Origin of the sequence: Amycolatopsis dendrobii, from assembly GCF_014145675.1 — a bacterium.
In the GTDB taxonomy this organism is placed as follows: Bacteria; Actinomycetota; Actinomycetes; order Mycobacteriales; family Pseudonocardiaceae; genus Amycolatopsis; species Amycolatopsis dendrobii.
Window position 1 is genome coordinate 294,920 of sequence record NZ_JACGZW010000009.1, and the last position, 15,417, is coordinate 310,336.

At 68.5% G+C, this 15,417-nt stretch carries 15 protein-coding genes; 8 read left to right on the forward strand and 7 right to left on the reverse strand.

Annotation, left to right across the window (positions count from 1 at the left end; all coding sequences use genetic code 11):
* Positions 1–95: 95 nt before the first annotated feature.
* The 4 genes from H4281_RS27150 to ppk2 all read left to right on the forward strand — a co-directional run bounded on the left by H4281_RS27150 (position 96) and on the right by ppk2 (position 4,154).
* Positions 96–701 carry an RNA polymerase sigma factor gene (locus H4281_RS27150; protein ID WP_182893739.1) on the forward strand — a complete coding sequence of 202 codons (606 nt, stop codon included), beginning with the start codon at positions 96–98 and terminating at the stop codon, positions 699–701.
* Entirely contained in the window at positions 701–1,453 is a 753-nt protein-coding gene (locus tag H4281_RS27155; protein ID WP_182893740.1) for a hypothetical protein, read from the forward strand. The genes H4281_RS27150 and H4281_RS27155 overlap by 1 nt, the downstream gene beginning before the upstream one ends.
* 47 nt (positions 1,454–1,500) lie before the next feature.
* On the forward strand, positions 1,501–3,012 hold the full coding sequence (locus tag H4281_RS27160; RefSeq protein WP_246412347.1) for a hypothetical protein: 1,512 nt from the start codon (positions 1,501–1,503) through the stop codon (positions 3,010–3,012).
* Between the two features lie 251 nt (positions 3,013–3,263).
* Entirely contained in the window at positions 3,264–4,154 is an 891-nt protein-coding gene (ppk2, locus tag H4281_RS27165) for a polyphosphate kinase 2 (protein WP_182893741.1), read from the forward strand.
* 6 nt (positions 4,155–4,160) lie between these two features.
* Here the strand turns inward: ppk2 and H4281_RS27170 are convergent, their stop codons facing one another.
* The 5 genes from H4281_RS27170 to H4281_RS27190 all read right to left on the reverse strand — a co-directional run bounded on the left by H4281_RS27170 (position 4,161) and on the right by H4281_RS27190 (position 7,939).
* The gene (locus tag H4281_RS27170; protein WP_182893742.1) at positions 4,161–4,940 is read right to left on the reverse strand and encodes a class II aldolase/adducin family protein; all 780 of its coding nucleotides are present in this window, start codon (positions 4,938–4,940) and stop codon (positions 4,161–4,163) included.
* 58 nt (positions 4,941–4,998) lie between these two features.
* A complete protein-coding gene (locus tag H4281_RS27175; protein WP_182893743.1) occupies positions 4,999–5,535 on the reverse strand; it encodes a helix-turn-helix domain-containing protein in 537 nt (178 codons plus the stop codon).
* An 18-nt stretch (positions 5,536–5,553) separates the two neighbouring features.
* Positions 5,554–5,919, reverse strand: coding sequence for a VOC family protein (locus tag H4281_RS27180; protein ID WP_182893744.1), 366 nt, complete (start codon positions 5,917–5,919; stop codon positions 5,554–5,556).
* Positions 5,920–5,929: 10 nt separating this feature from the next.
* Positions 5,930–6,820: a hypothetical protein gene (locus H4281_RS27185; RefSeq protein WP_312872186.1), complete on the reverse strand. Its 891-nt coding sequence runs from the start codon at positions 6,818–6,820 to the stop codon at positions 5,930–5,932.
* A gap of 81 nt (positions 6,821–6,901) precedes the next feature.
* A complete protein-coding gene (locus H4281_RS27190) occupies positions 6,902–7,939 on the reverse strand; it encodes a tetratricopeptide repeat protein (RefSeq protein WP_182893746.1) in 1,038 nt (345 codons plus the stop codon).
* A gap of 242 nt (positions 7,940–8,181) precedes the next feature.
* On the opposite strand from H4281_RS27190, the gene H4281_RS27195 reads away from it, so the two are divergent.
* The 3 genes from H4281_RS27195 to H4281_RS27205 all read left to right on the forward strand — a co-directional run bounded on the left by H4281_RS27195 (position 8,182) and on the right by H4281_RS27205 (position 13,359).
* Entirely contained in the window at positions 8,182–8,844 is a 663-nt protein-coding gene (locus H4281_RS27195) for an HNH endonuclease family protein (RefSeq protein WP_182893747.1), read from the forward strand.
* 58 nt (positions 8,845–8,902) lie between these two features.
* Complete coding sequence (locus tag H4281_RS27200) at positions 8,903–9,556, forward strand: alpha/beta fold hydrolase (protein ID WP_182893748.1); 654 nt, start codon at positions 8,903–8,905, stop codon at positions 9,554–9,556.
* Positions 9,557–9,642: 86 nt separating this feature from the next.
* Complete coding sequence (locus tag H4281_RS27205) at positions 9,643–13,359, forward strand: S8 family peptidase (RefSeq protein ID WP_182893749.1); 3,717 nt, start codon at positions 9,643–9,645, stop codon at positions 13,357–13,359.
* Between the two features lie 29 nt (positions 13,360–13,388).
* Here H4281_RS27205 and H4281_RS27210 read toward each other — a convergent pair whose 3' ends face one another.
* Positions 13,389–14,390 carry a helix-turn-helix transcriptional regulator gene (locus H4281_RS27210; RefSeq protein WP_182893750.1) on the reverse strand — a complete coding sequence of 334 codons (1,002 nt, stop codon included), beginning with the start codon at positions 14,388–14,390 and terminating at the stop codon, positions 13,389–13,391.
* Between the two features lie 124 nt (positions 14,391–14,514).
* On the opposite strand from H4281_RS27210, the gene H4281_RS27215 reads away from it, so the two are divergent.
* Positions 14,515–15,033: a hypothetical protein gene (locus H4281_RS27215; protein WP_182893751.1), complete on the forward strand. Its 519-nt coding sequence runs from the start codon at positions 14,515–14,517 to the stop codon at positions 15,031–15,033.
* Here H4281_RS27215 and H4281_RS27220 read toward each other — a convergent pair.
* Positions 14,979–15,398, reverse strand: coding sequence for an ATP-binding protein (locus H4281_RS27220; protein WP_182893752.1), 420 nt, complete (start codon positions 15,396–15,398; stop codon positions 14,979–14,981). The two genes, H4281_RS27215 and H4281_RS27220, sit on opposite strands and share 55 nt — an antisense overlap.
* Between the last annotated feature and the right edge of the window lie 19 nt (positions 15,399–15,417).

Here is a 15,417-nt window from a genome sequence, read left to right on the forward strand (position 1 = left end):
TGATCACGCTGGTCCGGGGCCTGATGCAACGCTGTCGAGGCGACCGGGGACATGGGGTTGTGACGACAGTTTCGGATCAGGGGCGGGGGTGGGGGATGCCGGCCGAGCACGGTGCCGACGTCCCGGACGTCCCCGGCGGCGACCAGGAGCTGTGGTCGCGAGCCGCGGCGGGCGACGTCGCGGCGTTCGGGGCGCTGTTCGACCGGCATGCCGGCGCGGTGTGGAACTACGCCTACCGATTGACGGGCTCCTGGGCCACCGCCGAGGACCTGGCCTCGCTGACCTTCCTGACCGCGTGGCGGCGGCTCGGCGAGGTGACGTTGGTCAACGACAGCGCGCGGCCGTGGCTGTACACCGTGACCGCCAACCTGGCCCGCCGGGAACAGCGCCGCCTCGGCCGGTTCGCGGCCGTGCTGACGCGGTTGCCGCGCAACAACGTCGTGCGCGATCACGCTGAGGACGTGGCCGGTCAGATCGACGCGGATCGACAGCTGAAGGTCGTGCTGAATGCGGTAGCGAAGCTGCCTCGGGCCGAACGGCGGGCTGTCGAGCTTTGTCTGCTGGGCGGTTTGTCGACCGCGGAGGCGTCCGCGGTGCTCGGGATCGCCGAACCGAGCGTGCGGGCGCGGATTTCCCGGGCTCGCGGCCGGTTGCGCGAGCTGCTGCGGGATACCGACGCACGGGTGGGAGAGGAGTTCTGATGGCCGACGATCTCAACCTGCCGCCCGACCGGCAGATGCCTGATCTCCTGAAGGAATCCATGTGGAACCGGCTCGTTCCGGAACTGCGCGGCCGGCGGCGCCGGAGGCCGGGCCTGCCGCTGGCGGTCGCCGCGGGAGTCGGCGCGCTGGCCTTGGGCGCGACGCTGGTGTTCTCGCCGGTGCACGACGCCAGTTCGGACTTGACGCGGCTTCCGGCCGGTGCCAAGCCGGACGCCGGGGACGCGCGACTGTTCAAGTCCTGTCTCGACAGTGCTCCTTCGTTCGGAGTCACGCTGCCTGATCGGGACACTTGGCGCGCGACGCTCAAGGTCGATCAGGACGCGCAGCGGGGTTACCTCGTCATCCGCAACGCCTCGCTAGCGGCGGTCTGCATTCTCTACCGCAGCCAGGCTTCCGTCGGTTACGACCGGAACTCCGGCCTGATGGTCACCGACACCAGGAACTGGACCCACGGGCGAGAGGGTTACGCCTCGCTCAGCGCCACCCGCCCGATCTGCGGTTTCACCAGCATCGTCAATCCCTACGAGCCGAGCGTCGTGTTCGGGGTCGCCAGCCCCGACGTGGCCAAAGTGGAGCTGTACGGGCCGGACGATTTATTGATTCCCGCCCTTCTGAACGACGGCACTTTCGTCGTGAAATTCGTGGAGGGCAGTTCTCCGCGCGATGATTACAGCCGGAAATTCCGCGTGACCATGCGCGATGGGCAAGTTCACGACTTTCCGGGGAGATAGCACCGGATAGATCGTCTCACTAAGACTGCTGCAGGGGAAACGTAATAATGGCACTGGGTTTGACGACGCCTAGATCCGGTCAGGAGCAGCCGCTTTCCGTCCGAAGACGGGTGGATTGGCTCCTGCTCGGAGTGGCGGCCGCGTCGGCATTGTTCTTTGTCGTAGCGCACGGTCAGCTGATCGACGACACCTATATCACCTTGAGTTACGCGCGCAATCTCGCGTTCCACGGAAATTGGGGATTGCTGGCCGACAGCACCTCGAATACGGCGACCTCGCCATTGAACGTGCTTTCCCTGGCAGCGCTGACGTTCATGCTGCGGGACGCGGTGCTCGCCGCGGGCGTGTTGTACGTGGCCTGTCAGGTGCTGCTGGTGCTGGCGCTGCGGAGGATGGGCGTGGCCGCCGGACTGCCTCGCTGGTTTCCGTGCCTCGCGACCGCCGCGTTGACGGTGAACCCGCTGCTGGTGTCGTCGATCGGGATGGAAGTCGAACTCGGTGCGGCCGGACTCGCCTGGCTGCTGGTGTTTTCGGTGGAACGGCGGCCGTTCGCGTTCGGTCTGGTGGCCGGTGCGCTGACGTTGGTCCGGGTCGATCTGGTGCTCTTCGCCGTCGTGATTTTCCTGGTCCGGCGGCGATTCTGGGCCGACGGCCTGCGCACTGTGCAAGGCGCGGCGCTGATCGCGGTGCCGTGGTTCGCATTCAGCTGGGTCGTTTTGGGAGCTGCCGTTCCGGACACTCTCGTCATCAAGACCTTGCAGGGCGCGCGACAGGCCTGGGGGAAATGGGAATTCGGCAACGGCGTCGGACTGTACTGGCTGAACATGCCGGGGCAGACGGTGCTCGCGTTCTTGTGCGTCGGATTGGCGGCGTTGGCCGGGGTGCGCTGGCTGGCCCTGGCGTTGCGCGGCAACGCGGCCAGCCGCAGGCTGCTCCCGTTCGCGGCGCTCGCGCTGGCCGGAGCGGGGCACAGTCTGGCGTACGTTCAGCTGAAAGTGCCGCCATACCACTGGTATTACGGCCCCGGAATCGTCGCGGCGACACTGTTCGTCTGCGCGGTCGTGGCTGGCTCCGCCAACCGGATCGAGCGCGCGGCCGGGACGGCTGTCGTCGTTGCGTTGGTCGGTGCCAGTGTGGTCGGCTATGCCGGGGACGGTCTGCCGCGCGACTTCGCCCCGTTCACGTCGAACTACACCACGAGCGCGCAGTACGCCGAGATCGGCCGTGAAGTGGGCAGGCTGGCGGCCGGGAGAACGGTGGCGAGCGCCGACGAGATCGGTGTGCTGGCCTACGCCTGTGACTGCGCGATCATCGACGTCTTCTCCGACCGCGGCCGCATGCCCGAGGCGATCGACGAACTGGAGACCCGGGCCGGACGTCTGTCGCGTGGATTGCTGCGGGTGAACTTCGCGTTCTTCGACTACACCGTGCGGCCGCGCAAACTCGACCTCGCGTTGCAGCGGGTTTGGGGACCGCCGCCGCGGGATTACCTTGCCCACTGGACGATTTCCGCGCCGCTCTACGGGCGTGCTGAGTTGTACCTGGTCAATGCACAGTAGACGCTGGCAGCAATGGATCGCGACAGTCGGCGACACCTCGGCAGGCAGCACTGGCCGCTAGCGCGATGGGCTGTGCGGAACACCACGGTATCAGCGGCGAAGAGTACGGAGTGGACTTCACCGCGCCGTTGACGGTCGCGCAGTTGCATCAGTTGCCGGTCTGACAGCTGCCGCGGCCCGGGAGAGCGCACGAGGACCTGCGAAAGTGCTGAGACACCTCCCGTTCACCTGCCCTGCTTAAGGTCGGCGGCATGTTGCGGGACGTGCGGGAGTACATCGATCGGCTCGAGATCGACGGGCATTCGGTCGGCGAGGATCACGACGACGATCCGGTGTTGATCGACGCGTTCGGCAAGGCTGTCGACACCTGGCGGGAGAACTATCCGTACGACGAGCGCATGCCGCGCGAGGAGTACGACGAGACCAAGTATCTGCTGCAGGTCGAACTGCTCAAGCTGCAGAACTGGATCAGCGAGACCGGCAGCAGGCATGTCATTCTCTTCGAGGGCCGCGACGCCGCGGGCAAGGGCGGCACCATCAAGCGGTTCATGGAGCACCTCAACCCGCGCCACGCTCGCACGGTCGCGCTCGCCAAGCCCAGCGACCGGGAAGCGCACCAGTGGTATTTCCAGCGCTACGTCCAGCATTTGCCGACCGCGGGCGAGATGGTGTTGTTCGACCGGTCCTGGTACAACCGGGCCGGGGTCGAGCAGGTGATGGGGTTTTGCTCGCCTGAGCAGTACGAGCAGTTCATGCACCAGGTGCCGCTGTTCGAGGAAATGCTGGTGGAGAGCGGGATCACGGTCACGAAATTCTGGTTCTCGGTGACCCAGGCCGAACAGCGGACCCGGTTCATCATCCGGCAGGTCGATCCGGTGCGGCAGTGGAAACCGTCCCCGATGGACCTGCAGTCGCTCGACAAATGGGACGACTACACCGCGGCCAAGGAAGCGATGTTCCTTCGCACGGACAATGATCTCGCGCCGTGGATCACGATCAAGAGCAACGACAAGAAGCGTGCCCGGATCAACGCGATGCGCTACTTCCTGTCCCGCTTCGAGTACGAGGGCAAGGACGAAATCATGGTCGGGCAACCGGATCCGCTGATCGTGAAGCGCGGGCGGGACGCGGTCGGCGACTGAACCCGGTCAGTCCAGCACGTCCGGTTCCTGTTCGACGATCAGGTCCTCCAGCAAACGGAAGTTGTTGCGTGCCATGTTCGCGCTGCCGAACTGGCGGGCGGCGAGCGCGGCTTCCTCGGCGGTCATGACGCGAGGCGTGCCCGCGGCTTCGGCGAGGAGTTGCATCTGGCAGGCGCGTTCCATCGTGATGAACCACCACGCTGCCTCGCCGACGCTCCGTCCGACGGTCAGCAATCCGTGGTGGCGAAGGATCGCGGCGCGTTTCGACCCGAGTCGCGCGGCGATGCGCACGCCTTCGTCGCGTTCCAGGACCAGGCCTTTGTACTCGTCGAAAAGCACGTGATTTTCGTAGAAGGCACAGGATTCCTGGACAATCGGGTCCAGCGGACGGTTCAGCGCCGACCAGGCGCGGCCGTGGATCGTGTGTGCGTGCGCGACGGCGACGACGTCCTCGCGTGCCTCATGGATGGTCGAGTGGATGGCGAACGCGGCCTTGTTCGTGCGCCGCGTTCCGTCGACCACTTTCCCGTTCTCGTCAAGGAGAAGCAGGTCGCTGACCTTGATCCGGGAGAAGTGCACCGCGTAGGGATTGACCCAGAACCGGTTCGGGAATTCCGGGTCGCGCGCGGTGAGGTGCCCGGCGATCCCCTCGTCGTAGCCGTACCGGGCGAACAGCCGGAAGGCGACGGCGAGCTGACGTTTGCGGTGCGCGCGTTCGGCGGCGACGGAATCCAGGCGTTCGGGCAGGGTGTCGAGGTCGAGTTCGGCTACCGGGGCGTCGGTCATCAGCATCTCCCAATGTTGCCTGTGTGGCAAACAGAGTGCCTCGGAGGCACAATGGGAGTCAAGCGATGACGACGAGGACTTCCGCGTCCGGCGCGCCGCGCAGGGTGTGGTCGGTGCTGCCGGGGAACTGCGCGGAGTCGCCGGCGGCCAGGAGGTGGGTTTCGCCGGCCAGGGTCAGTTCGAGGTGACCGCTGACGACGTGCAGCCACTCTTCGCCGCGGTGCCGGGTCGGCCGCGGCGGGACGGACTTGCCCCGCAGCGTCACGAGCGTCGCCTCAAGAGCGGACGACGGCGGGGACAAGTGGGTCATGGAAGCGCCGCGAGTGCCGTACGTGACGGCGTCCTCGCGCTTGACGATCGGCGAGCGGCGTTCCTCGGCAGCGACGAGATCGGCGATGCTGACGTCCAGCGCCCGCGCGAGAACCACCAGCGTGCCGAGGCTGGGCACGCGCTGTCCGCTTTCGACCCGGGACAGATAGCCCGGCGTGAGGTCCGCGGCGGCGGCGACCTTGTCCAAGGTGAGGCCGCGTTCCAGGCGAAGCTCACGCAATCGTCGCGTGATCCGTTGCTCGGCTTCTTCCGCCTCCTGGCTCATCCCCACACTGTAAGCGGCTCAGCCCTCGAGGAACTCCAGCCGGTTGCCGACCGGGTCGAAGGCATGGAACCGCCGCCTGCCGGGGATTTCCGCGGGGTCGGCCCACGTCACAGACCGACCGGAGGCTTCGATCGCGGCGGCAGTGGCGTCCACGTCGACCACGAAAGCCGGGTGTGCCTTGAGCGCCGGACGGAAATCGGCCTCGACGCCGATGTGCAGTTCGCCGTCCGGCCCGCCGACGCCGGGCACCTGGAACCAGCAACCGCCGCGGGCGGCCAGCAGCGGCGGTTTCGGCAGTTCGGGCCAGCCGAGCACGCCGGTGTAGAACGCGCGTTCGTCGTCCTCCGCTCCCGCTGGGCAGGCGACCTGCACGTGGTGAATCATGCCTCGAAACCTACGCCAGCTCAGCGGGTTTCGGCTCCGGGAAGGCGTAGAACCGCACGGCCAGATCGCGCGCCTCGTCGGACGGTCCGGGTTTGCGGGCGGCGTAGCGGTGTATCAGTTCCAGGTACTCCGCTTCGAACTCCTTCAGGTCCTTGTAGCTCAGCCGGATGCCGGCGCGGCTCCCGGCGGTCCAGCCGTCGAAGGTGTCGCGGCGCTCGGCCGCCCAGGCCACCAAGCGCACTTCGTGGTCGTACTTCGCGTCGAGGTAGGCGGCCAGCTTCGGCCGGTCTTCTTCGGGGTAGTCCTCCAGCTTCGCCTCGTTCGTGCTCTGCGGGACGGAGCGCCAGCGACCGTCGCGGGTGCGTCGGGTGTATCCGGCGTGGGTCAGGGTGAGCAGAGCGGCCGGAACGTCGATCGAGGGGAGCTGCGCGCGCAGTTCGGCCGAGGTGGCGGGCAGCAGGCGGAGCAACCGCTGGTAGTTCGGGTTCGTGCGCACCGTGATGTCGTTCATGGTCAGCGGCCGCGGTCGCGCGTTGCCGGCGAGCAGAGCGCGTGCCCGCAGCATCAGGAACACCGCGATCGGCACTTCCGCGAGCAGTGCGGTGCCGAGACTGGCCCACTGGTCGGGACCGCCCCAGTCGAGGACGACGTCGAACCAGGCGTCGCAGCACAGCAGCGCGGCGGTCGCGGCCAGCATCGGCACCGAGGCGCGGCTGCGGCGCATCCCGAGCAGCACGGACGCGGCGAAACACAGCAGCAGGACGACGTCGAAGCCGACCCAGGCGACTCGCCACTGGCTCGTGTCGAAATGCTCGGGCAGGGTCAGCCCGAGGTAGACGGTCCACGGCACCAGGAACACCGCGATACCGGCGAGGATGGCGAGAAGCACGCGTCGGAACACTCGATCGACGCTAGCCGTGCCGGAGCGCGGCAACATCCGGGATGATCCCGGAGATCGACCCCGAGACCCGCCGCGGATCGTCTACTGTGGACGGTCGGCGGCGAGGGCCTGCCAGTGGTCGGCCTCGGCGGTCGCGCCGCGGGCGCGCAGCATCCGGGTCAGGCTCAGCATGCCCTGGACGTCGCCGGTTTCCGCGGCGACCCGGAAGCAGCGTTCGGCCTGTGCCAGGTCGCTGCGGGCCTCGGCGAGATGTCCCAGATTGGTGAGCGCGGGGATGCTGCCGTGCTCGGCGGCCTTGCGGTACCAGGCCGCGGCCTCGCCGTCGTCGCGGCGATTGCGGGCGAGGACGCCGAGGTTCGTCATCGCCGCCGCGTCGCCCGCCTCGGCGGCTTCGAGGTACCAGGCCTCCGCCTCTTCGAGATCGCCCCGGCGATGCAGCAGCAGTCCCAGCCGCACCTTCGCCTCGACGTGCCCGCCCTTCGCGCCGCGCCGGAACCATCGCTCGGCGTCGCCCTCCCGGTTGGCCCGTTCCGCTTCCCGGCCCAGCAAGCAGGTCGCGGAGAGTTCGCCCGCGTCCGCCGCGGCTCGCCACCAGTGCGCCATTTCCTCGGGCGCGCCGAGTTCGCGCAGGACGGCGCCGAGATCCAGCATCGCGGTCGTGTCGCCGTCCTCGGCGGCGGCGCGGCACCAGCCCTCGGCGTCGGAGTACCGGCCGTCTTGGACCAGCAGATGGCCCAGCAGTCCAGCCGCCTCCGTCGCGCCGGCTTGGAACGCGGCGGCGTACCAGTGTTCGGCGTCGCCGAGGCGGCCCTGGTTTTCGCAGGTACGGGCGTATCCGAGCATCCCGTGCGGCTCGCCGGCCTGCGCGGCTTCGTGGTACCAGCGGGCGGCCTCGTCGTCGGCCCCGCGTTCGGCCAGCAGGTGGGCCAGCGCGGTCATGGCGATCCGGTCGCCGCCGGAGGCGGCCCGCCGGTACCACTCCTCGGCCTCCGTCGAGTCGCCGCGTTCGCGCAGGTCAGCAGCGACCCGCGTCATCGCTACGACGTTGCCGCCCTCCGCCGCTTTCCGGCGCAGGTAGTCGTCGACGCGTGTGTTCCACTTCCGCAGCCGCCCGGGCATCTCGCACCCGCTCCTTTCCGGCTCCCCACTGAAGTCAATCGTTTCGCAAGGCGCGCGCGTGACACCTTCGCGAGCGTTATCCACCCCCGCTGATCTGGGCTTTTTCGTTGGCGGGCAACAACTGGCCCGACGTGGTCCTTGCCACGGCTCGAGCGCTGCCGAGAGTGTCTGCGCGATTACCGGCCCGGTGACAGGCATACTCCGGCTCCCCGAAGTCCCCGCTCGAGAGGATCCCGCGCACCATGGCCCGGCCGTTCCCCACCAAGCGCACCGTGCTGCTCGCGGTCGTGCTGCTCATCGCTGTCGTCGGGTTTTGGTACGGCCAGCGCGAAGTCGGCGACACCCAGTCCGAGGCGGCGCCCGCGTCCGCCGCGGACGCGACCAAGCAGTTGTCCGAGCTGAAGATCGGCGCACGCGGCACCATGACCGGCTATTCGCGCGACAAGTTCAAGCACTGGGACAGCCAGGGCGACAACTGCGACACCCGCGAGGCCGTCCTCAAGCGCGCGGGCAAGGACGTCAAGGCGGGCAGCGACTGCAAGCCGACCTCGGGCACCTGGCTCAGCGTGTACGACGGTCAGACCTGGACCAAGGCGACCCAGCTCGACATCGACCACATGGTCCCGCTCGGCCAGGCCTGGGTGAGCGGCGCGCGCGACTGGACCCAGGAGAAGCGCGAGCAGTTCGCGAACGACCTCACCCGGCCGCAGTTGTTCGCGGTGACGGCGAGTGTGAACCGGCAGAAGAGCGACAAGGCTCCGGACGAGTGGAAGCCGCCGCTGGTGTCGTTCTGGTGCACCTACGCGACCGACTGGGTCACGGTGAAGCACTACTACGGGCTGACGATCACCGACCTGGAGAAGAACGCGCTGCAGGACATGCTGAAGCGCTGCCCGGCGTCGTGAGTGTTTGTGCCGGTTCTAACCGGCACAAACACTCACGACCCATGACAAGCTGGGCCGCATGGCGACTTTCGCACTGATCCACGGGGGCGGCGGCAGCGGCTGGGACTGGCACCTGGTCGCCGCGCGGCTCAAGGCGGCCGGCCACGAGGCCGTGGCCCCGGACCTGCCGATCGAGAACCCGCGGGCCACGTTGGCCGAGTTCACCGACACCGTGGTGGCGGCGATCGGCGACGCACAGGACGTCGTCGTGGTCGGCCATTCCTACGGCGGGTTCACCGCGCCGCTCGTGGCGGAGCGGGTCGGCGCGCGGCTGCTCGTGTTCGTCGCCGGGATGGTGCCCGCGCCCGGGGAGGCTCCAGGGGAGTGGTGGGGCAACGTCGGCTTCGAATCGGCCGAGGGGCTGAGTGCCACCGAGCAGTTCATGGCGGACGTTCCGGCTGAGCTGGCTGAGGAGAACGAGCGCCGTGGCCGCGAACCGAACAGCGCCGAGTACAGCGTGCCGTGGCCGGGTGAGCGGTTGCCGGACATGCCGACGAAGGTCCTGCTGTTCCGGGACGACCGGTTCTTCGCCGCGGATCTGCTGCGCCGGGTCGCGCGGGAGCGGCTGGGGGTGGACGCGGACGAGATGGCCGGGTCGCATCTCGCGCTGCTGAGCCGTCCGGACGAATTGGCTGACCGCCTAATGGCGTATTACGCGACGGTGGCTGGCTGACCAGGCGCTGTCCCAGTTGCGACATGTCACAACCGCGACACCGCGAGCTAGTGACGTGAACCCCGGCTCGCCCCGAATCTTGTGCGATGACGTGGAGATCACGAGCCATCACTCTCGGCTGCACGGGCGCACTGGTCGCGGCACTCGGCCACGCGGCACCCGCGGCCGCCGAGCCCGCGAGCGGTTCACCGGCGCCTGGTCCCGGTGAGCGGCACACGGTCACCTTGCTCACCGGTGACGTCGTGCAAGTCGAAAGCGTCCAAGGCGGCAGGCAGATCGCGACGGTCCGGCCGGGCAAGGGGCGGGAGAACATCCGCTTCACCCAGTCCGAAGTGGACGGAAAGCTGCAGGTCATCCCGGCCGACGCGGTGTCGCTCGTGGCGGATGACCGCCTCGACAAAGCCCTGTTCAACGTCACCGACCTGATCGCGCAGGGCTACGCCGACGAGTCGAGCCCCACGGTGCCGATGATCGCGCACTACGCGAAGGGTGTCTCGATCGCGTCCGCGCCGGCGCTCGCCGCCACCACGCAGGGCGCTGAACTGCCCAGCGTGAACGGCCGCGCGGTGCGGGAGGACAAGAAGCGCGCTGGCGAGTTCTGGCAGTCCTTCACCGGTCCGCACGCGGCTTCCGGTGCGGTGGAACGGATTACGCTGGACCGCAAGGTGCACGCGTCGCTCGACCGCAGTGTCCCGCAGATCGGGGCGCCGGAGGCGTGGGCGGCCGGATTCGACGGATCCGGTGTCGCGGTGGCCGTGCTCGACACCGGCTACGACCCCAACCACCCGGACCTCGCGGGCAAGGTCGCCAAGTCGGCCAACTTCTCGACCAGCCCGGACGTCGTCGACCGGTTCGGCCACGGCACGCACGTCGCGGCGACCATCGCGGGCAGCGGCGCGGCTGCGGGCGGCACGCGCAAGGGCGCGGCTCCCGGCGCGAAGCTGTACGTCGGCAAGGTGCTCGGCGACGACGGCACGGCCTCGTCTTCCGAAGTCCTGCAAGGGATGGAGTGGGCCGCGAACTCCGGTGCCAAGGTCATCAACATGAGCCTCGGCGGCGGCGCGACCGACGGCACCGACGACCTCAGCGTCGGCCTCAACGAACTCACCGCCCGCACGGGCGCGCTGTTCGTGGTCGCCGCGGGCAACGACGGCCAGAACGGCGCGTCGACCATCGGCACGCCGGGCACCGCGGACTCCGCGCTGACTGTCGGCGCGGTGGACCGCAAGGACGAACTGGCACCGTTCTCCAGCATGGGGCCGCGTCTCGGAGACCAGGCCGTGAAGCCGGACATCACCGCGCCTGGCGTGGGAATCGTCGCGGCGCGTGCGGCAGGCACTTCGCTCGGCGAGGTGGTGGACCAGTACTACACCGCGGCGTCCGGCACGTCGATGGCTACTCCGCATGTCGCTGGTGCGGCGGCGATCCTGGCGCAGCGGTATCCACAATGGACTGCTCAGCAGCTCAAGGACGGTTTGGCCAGTACGTCGAAGCCTTCGGCGGGACTGAACGCGTTCCAGCAGGGCGGCGGACGAGTGGACGTCGCGGCCGCGGCGGTGCACCCCGGTGTCTTCGCGACCGGTACGCTGAACCTCGGCCCGGTCACCAACGACAGCGGTCCGGTGCGCAAGGAAATCACCTACACCAACACGACTTCCGCGCCGGTCACCATCACCCCGAAGCTTGACCTGCGCCGTGGTGACGGTGGCACGCCGGGCGACGCGGTGAGGCTCGACAAGTCCACTGTGGAGGTTCCGGCCAACGGGACCGCGACGGTGGTGATCACCGTCGATTCGGCCGCGCTGGTGCCCGGCAACTACACCGGCAGCGTTCTCGTCGGCGCGGTGCACACGACGGTCGGCCTGGTGAAGGAGCCGCCGAAGCACAAGGTGTCCATCAGCGGCATCGGGCGCGACGGCAAGGCGTACCCGATGGATCTCCAACTCTTCGGCGACGACATGCGGTACGACATCGTCCGGACCATCCAGAGCGACCATCCGTTCGTCACCGAACTTCCCGAGGGCACCTACTACGCACGCGGGATGTTCCACACCGGACTCGCGCCGGACGAGGAACTCGCGATCGTGCTCAACCCCGAGTTCTCCATCACCAAGGACACGAACCTGGTGCTGGACGCGCGGAACGCGATCCCGGTGCAGATCAAGACGCCGCGGCCGTCGACGCTGGAAAACATCATCAGCAGCTACGCGCACCGCGAATTCGGCTCGCGCAAGATCTCGAACTACGTCATGGAATTCCCCGGCGTGCGGCACATCTACGTGACGCCGACGCAGAAGGTGAAGAACGGAACGTTCGAATTCGGCACCCGGTGGCAGCTCACCGCGCCGATGCTGACCGCGACCACGTTGCCGTGGGTCGGGGTCAAGACCGAACTGTTCTACTATGCGTTGTCTCCGGCGATTTCCGGGTTCAAGTGGCTCGGCGTCGTCCCGGTCGACGGCGACAAACCAGAGCAATTCGCCAAGGCGCGCGGGAAAATCGCACTGGTGACCCCCGCGAAGGACGGCACCAATCCGGATGCCGCGGCCAAGCAGGCGGCCGCCGCGGGCGCCGCGATGGCGATGGTCGTCAGCCTTCCCGACGAGCACACGTACGCACACTGGCAGCCGCGCGGAAACCGCCTGCCGATTCCCACCGTGCGGATCACGAACGAACAGGGCATGAAACTGGCTGACCGCGCCAAATTCGGTTTCACGAGCCTGTTCCTCCAGGGCACGCCGGTGAGCCCGTACCTGTACGACATCATGCAGGTGACGCACGACCAGATCCCGCAGAAGATCGTCTACCAGGTCAGCGAACGCAACAGCGCGACGGTCACCGCGAATTACCACGCGACCGGCAAGGACGAATGGCTTTCCGAACAGCGGTTCGGCTGGCGGCCGTGGGAAAAGACCGCGATCAACCAGTATCAGCGGTACGCGCACACCGGAACGGCCCGCGAGGAAATCGTTTCGACCGACGAGACGATCTGGCAGCACCGGGTGAACAACAAACTCAGCTGGGACACGTTCCAGCCGCTGGCGGTCGGCATGCTCGAACAGCCGCACACGTTCAGCCCTGGCCAGCGAGCGACGGAGAACTGGTACGCCCCAGTGGTCCGCCCGGCGATCCCGCGCGGAGCCGGACTGGAAAACTCGCGCACCGGCGACACGTTCGCCTTCCGCATCCCGGAGTTCGCCGACCCGGAAACCTCGCACTACGCGTTCTCGGAAGCGGAATTGGGCGACGATCAACCGGACCAGGTGAGCGCGAAGCTTTACCAGGACGGAAAACTCGTCAAGGAAGGCCCGGTGGCGTGGGGCAAGTTCCCCGCTTCGGCGGGCCCGGCGAAGTACCGGCTCGACCTGTCGCTGACCAAGTCCACTCCGGACTGGGCCTACGGTACGCACACCGAAACGTCGTGGACCTTCGGGTCGAAGCGGCCCGCCGAAGGCAAAACTGACCTGCTTCCGTTGCTGCAGGTGGATTACGGCGTGCAGACCGACCTGACGCAGAAGGCGCGCGCCGGGCGTTCGCTTCCGGTCGAGTTCACCGTCCGCAACCAGGACGGCATGGCCGCGCCGAAGAATCCGCAGCTGACCGTCGAAGTGTCCTATGACGACGGTCGCACATGGACGAAGGTCAAGCGGATGGACGGCATCGGCGGCGGCCGCTTCCGCGCCGTGGTCGACCAGCCGCGGCTGGACCGCACCAACGGATTCGTCGCACTGCGCGTGCACGGCTCCGATGGTGACGGGAACGCGGTGCAGCAGACCGTGCTCCGCGCCTACGGGCTCTCCTGAGAAAGAGGCAGCCGGATAACCCCTCGCGGTTATCCGGCTGCCGCGGGCTCGTCGAGCCAGCCCTGCCTGCTGACCTCCCACGCCAGCTGCATCCGGGTCTGCACGTTCATCCGGGACATCAGGTCGTGGATCCGCCGCTGCACGGTCCGCTGGCTCACCGCGAGCCGCGTCGCGATCGCCTTGTCGGTGACCCCCGCGACCAGCAGCGACAACAGGTGCAGCTCGTCCCGGTCCGGACCGGCGCCGCCGGGAGCGTCCTGCGGGGTCCCGTCCGCGCGCAGCGGCCAGGCGCGTTCCCAATAGCTTTCGAACAACGCGATCAACGCGGCCAGCAGGCTGCTCTCGCGGATCAACGCGGCGGTCGGCTCGCCGGAGCCGTCGAGATTCTGCACCAACGGGCACAACGCGATGGTGCCGTCGGCGATCGCCAGCCGCACCGGAACCACGGTCGACGACCGCGCCTCCTCGCCGTGCCGGATCCCGTGCGCGACGTTCTCGATCATGCCGGGCTCTTCCAGCATCGCCCGCTCGTAGACGACCCGGTACCGCACGCCGCGGGCGAGCGCGTCGTACTCGTCGGCGTTCTCGCCGGACGCCATCGCGATGTGCCCGGCCCGGCAGAACCACAGCAACTCGTGCCGGGCGCCGACCTGGATGTTGGTCAGCTGCTGCCGGATCGCCGCACTGCCGGTGATCACCTCGACCAGCTGTGTCGCGTCCCGCCGTCGCGCGCCGCCGCGGTACTCCTCGGCCATCCGGCTCACCGCGGTGCGCGCCCATTCCAGCGATTCCTGCCCGCGCATCAGCAACGGCCCGAACGCGACGTCCGGTGGCGACGGCGCGTACTTCGGCTCGTCCCCGGCGACCAGGCTGACCAGCCCCTTGGCGTGCAGCGAACGCAGGATCGCCGACACCTGCGCCGCGCTCAGCCCCAGCTGCTCGGCCACCTGCCGCGGTCCGGCGTCGAACATCCCCACGAGGAGCCGGTAGACCCGCTCCTCGTCCCCAGTCACCCCGATTGCGTCCAGCATCCGGCGAGCGTAAGGCACCGGCAACGGGAGCGAACGAGACAAAACCGGACAGCGCCCGCCGGGGACCAGTCCCGGCGAACCGGACTACAACCGGGCCTCGCACCCCCGATCAGGAGGCTCGACGATGACCGGCGATCCCCGCCCCGACCCGTTCCCCGGCCCGGATGACCAGGCTTTCCCGGCAAGATCGCGCAAGCCGCTGGCCCGCCGTCCGGCGTGGTGGATCGGGTTGGCGTCCGCCGCCTTCTTCGTCACCGGGATCGTGTTCTTCCTGCTGCCGGTGACTGCCCTTTATTACCTCGACGACGCCGGGAACCCGACCGACGTCCGGGCGATCTACGGCACCCGAAGCGATCAGATGCTGGGACTCCCCGCGAATATGTTCGGCCGGGGCGACCCGCCGACGGACACCACGAGCGTCCGGATCGGCTGCGGCACGGCGCTCAGCACTCCGGAAAGCTGGCTGATCACCGAGGCACACGGAGCGGAAGGCTGCTCGGCGGCCGAGCGGCCACGCATGATCATCGGCTGGCTCGGCGTGGGACTGGGGATGCTCGGCGCGGCCGGGCTCGTGGTGGGCGGCCGCCGTCAGCCGAGGCCGAACGCCGCCCAGACGCACTTCCCGTTTTCGGCCGGGTCGTAGCCCCAGCGGCGGGAAAGCGCACGCACCAGCTGAAGCCCCCGGCTGCGCGCCGCGGACGGGGCGACCGGTTCTTTCAGCTGCGGAATGGAGGCAGAGGTGTCGAAGACCCGCACCATCAGTTCGCCGTGCTCGAGCCGGAGCTCCAGCCGGTCCGGCCGGTCGCCGTGCTCGAAGGCGTTGGTGACCAGCTCGGAGGTCGCCAGCAGCACGTCGTCGCGCACCTGGGCGGGAACGTCGAGCTGGGCGAGCGCGGCGCGAACCTGGGCTCGCGCGATGGCGGGCGCGGTGACGTCGTCCGGAAGCTCCAGCAGCACGGTGGCGGCAGTCGCCCCGGTGCTCCTGGTCGGCATCCTCGACGTCGTCATGGCTTCTGCACCTCCCGGC